This is a genomic window from Actinosynnema sp. (assembly GCF_052038725.1).
Map to the genome: position 1 here is coordinate 1 of NZ_JBQGCX010001452.1, position 2,952 is coordinate 2,952.

Sequence of the window (2,952 nt, forward strand, 5' to 3'; positions counted from 1 at the left end):
GCCGCCTCGATCGCGGGGTCGAGCGGCAGGAGGTCGCGGTGGTCGACCTCGAACCCGTGGATCAGGACGAGCGGGGTGCCGCTGCCGCGGTCGACGATGTGCACGCCAGCGGCGAACGCCCTGCTCGGCGCGGGTATTCCCGCCGGCGCGCCCCGGCCGGGACGGGCGCCCCCTGAACCGCCGATCGGCCGGTTTCACCCTCTCCGTCGCGGGTAGTGCTACCCGGCGGTCGGCACTCGGCAGGCAGGGGAGGGGCGCGTGAAGAAGGCTCTCGCCGTCACGCTCGGCATCCTCACCGCCATCGGCGGGTTCGTCGACATCGGCGACCTGGTGGCCAACGCCCAGACCGGGGCCCGGTTCGGCATGGGCCTGGCCTGGGTCGTGGTGGTGGGCGTGGTGGGGATCTGCGTCTACGCCGAGATGTGCGGCCGGGTCGCCGCGGTCAGCCGCAGACCGGTGTTCGACCTGGTGCGCGAGCGCCTGGGACCACGTGTCGCGCTGGCCAACCTGGTCGGCTCCTACCTGGTCACGCTGCTGACGCTGACGGCCGAGATCGGCGGGGTCGCGCTCGCGGTAGAGATGGTCACCAGCGTGCACTACCTGCTGTGGGTGCCGGTGGCCGCGTTCGTCATCTGGGTGGTGCTGTGGCGGGTCAGGTTCGAGACCATGGAGCGGGTCTTCGGCCTGGCCGGGCTCGCGCTCGTGGTGTTCGTCGTGGCCCTGGTGCAGCTCGACCCGCCGTGGCGCGACCTCGGCGCCCAGGCCGCGCGGTTCGGGCCTGCCGGGGCCGAGGGCTGGGCCACCTACGCGTTCTTCGGCATCACCCTGTTCGCCGCCGCGATGACCCCGTACGAGGTGTTCTTCTTCTCCTCCGGCGGCGTCGAGGAGCGCTGGACGCGCCGCGACCTGGTGACCGAGCGCGCCAACGTCTTCATCGGGTTCCCGCTCGGCGGCCTGCTGTCGCTGGCGATCATGGCCTGCGCCGCGGCGGTCTTCCTGCCGCAGGGGATGGAGGTGCACGAGCTGGAGCAGGTCGGGCAGCCCGTCGAGCTGGCCCTGGGCAAGATCGGGCTCGCGGTGGTGATCCTCGGGTTCTTCGCCGCCACCTTCGGCGCCGCGCTGGAGACCGGGCTGTCCTCCGGCTACACCGCCGCCCAGTACTTCGGCTGGCGGTGGGGCAAGCGCGTGCCGCCCCGCCTGGCCGCGAGGTTCCACACCGTGGTGCTGGTGAGCGTGCTGATCGGCGTCGCGGTGCTGCTGACCACCGTCGACCCGGTGGCGGTGACCGAGTACTCGCTGGTGTTCAGCGCGGTCGCGCTGCCGCTGACCTACCTGCCGATCCTGGTGGTGGCCAACGACCGCGACTACCTGGGCGAGCACGTCAACGGGCGGGTGGCCAACGCGTTCGGCGTCACCTACCTCGTGATCATCGTCGTCGTCGCGGTGGCGGCGATCCCCCTGATGCTGCTGACCGGGATGGGCTCATGACCACGATCCGGGTGGACTTCCACCTGCTCGACCGCCAGATCGTCGACCTGCGCGGCGTGCCCGTGGGCAAGGTGGACGACGTGGAACTCGCCCGCGACGAGGACGGGGCGCTGGTGGTCGTGGCGCTGCTGTCCGGCGGGCGGGCGCTGGCCGGCCGGTTCGGCGGCGCGCTGGGCCGGTGGCTGCGCCGCACCGCCCGGCGTCCCGCGCTGCGCATCGGCTACGAGCACGTGGCCCGCGTGGGCAGCGCCGTGGAGCTGTCGCTGGCGGTCGAGTTGCTGGACCCGCCGCCGCTGGAGGAGTGGTTGCGGGACAACGTGATCGGCCGGATCCCCTGGGCGCGCCGTGCTGGCGAGTGAGCTGATCGGGCGCACCGCCCGCGACGCGAGCGGTCGCCCGATCGGCAAGGTCGCCGACCTGATCACCCGCGTCGACGAGCGGGGCCGACCGCGCGTGGTGGCGGCGCTGATCACGCCCGGCCACCGGGGCCGCCTGCTCGGGTACGAGCGACCCGGAATCCGGCTGCCGAAGGCGCTGGAGTTCCTGGCGCTCGCGCTGCACCGGGGGGCCCGCGAGGTGCCGTGGGAGGAGTTGCGCTTCTAGGCCCGAGCCGCCCGCGCCTCTGTGCGGCCGGTCGCTAGCAGGTCCCCGCGCGCGGCCGGAGCGCGGTGACGACCACCTGGAGGTAGAAGATGTTGCCGCCGGGGGGCGCGCACACGGTGGCGCTCGTCGGCGTCCCGCCCGGCCAGGTGAAGGTGTAGTCCACGTCGATGTTCCCGGACGTGTGGTTGTAGTACGTGGAGGTCAGCGCGCTCCCGGTCCACGCGCCCGCGCTGACCAGCGACGGCGGTTCGACGGGGGCGGGTTCGGGGTTGGCCCAGTGGGGCCAGGCGCAGAACGAGCCGCGCGGGCAGTTCCCCGGTGGCCACGCCTCGTTCGGGTCACCGGGGTCCGCGACGGCGGACGGGGCGGTGAGCAGCAGGCCGACGGCGGACGCGGCGAGGGCGAAAGCCGGTAATCGCATGGGGTTCCTCCCGTGAGCAGGGGACCGATCCGTTCCGGAAATTACTGCCGGGAGGTTGAACGGTCAAGCACTCGCGGCGGCGGTGAGCGGCCCGGCGGGACCACTTCGGTTGACACTGTCATCCCAGTGGGGGAGTGTGGACGTCCACGGGCGCCGGTCGCGCCGTCCTGCACCGCCACCGAACAGGAGACCCCGTCCCCATGGCACCACCGCGCCAGCCCGTCCCCGACCTCGCGGGCCGCACCGTCGTCGTCACCGGGACCACCTCCGGCCTCGGCCTCGCCCTCTCCGGCGCGCTGGCCCGCGCGGGCGCCCGCGTCCTGATGACCGTCCGCGACCCCGAGCGCGGCGCCTCCGCCCTCGCCCTGGTGCGCGACGGGATCACCGGCGCCGGTTCCGCCGAGACCGTCGCGCTCGACCTGGCCGACCTCGCCTCCGTG

The 2,952-nt window shown here is 73.6% G+C and carries 5 protein-coding genes; 4 read left to right on the forward strand and 1 reads right to left on the reverse strand.

Annotated elements, in window-relative coordinates; genetic code table 11:
- The first annotated feature begins 258 nt into the window (after window positions 1-258).
- The 3 genes from ACTUAL_RS30675 to ACTUAL_RS30685 are packed head-to-tail and all read left to right on the forward strand — an operon-like array spanning window position 259 to window position 2,091.
- The gene (locus ACTUAL_RS30675) at window positions 259-1,488 is read left to right on the forward strand and encodes an NRAMP family divalent metal transporter (protein ID WP_440902676.1); all 1,230 of its coding nucleotides are present in this window, start codon (window positions 259-261) and stop codon (window positions 1,486-1,488) included.
- The gene (locus ACTUAL_RS30680) at window positions 1,485-1,847 is read left to right on the forward strand and encodes a hypothetical protein (RefSeq protein ID WP_096494171.1); all 363 of its coding nucleotides are present in this window, start codon (window positions 1,485-1,487) and stop codon (window positions 1,845-1,847) included. The genes ACTUAL_RS30675 and ACTUAL_RS30680 overlap by 4 nt, the downstream gene beginning before the upstream one ends.
- Window positions 1,834-2,091: a PRC-barrel domain-containing protein gene (locus ACTUAL_RS30685; RefSeq protein WP_440902677.1), complete on the forward strand. Its 258-nt coding sequence runs from the start codon at window positions 1,834-1,836 to the stop codon at window positions 2,089-2,091. The genes ACTUAL_RS30680 and ACTUAL_RS30685 overlap by 14 nt, the downstream gene beginning before the upstream one ends.
- Window positions 2,092-2,125: 34 nt before the next feature.
- On the opposite strand, the gene ACTUAL_RS30690 is transcribed toward ACTUAL_RS30685, so the two are convergent.
- Window positions 2,126-2,512: a hypothetical protein gene (locus tag ACTUAL_RS30690; protein WP_096494175.1), complete on the reverse strand. Its 387-nt coding sequence runs from the start codon at window positions 2,510-2,512 to the stop codon at window positions 2,126-2,128.
- 200 nt (window positions 2,513-2,712) lie between these two features.
- Between ACTUAL_RS30690 and ACTUAL_RS30695 the strand changes: the two genes are divergently transcribed.
- On the forward strand, window positions 2,713-2,952 hold a 240-nt coding region (locus ACTUAL_RS30695), incomplete at its 3' end, for an SDR family NAD(P)-dependent oxidoreductase (protein ID WP_440902678.1).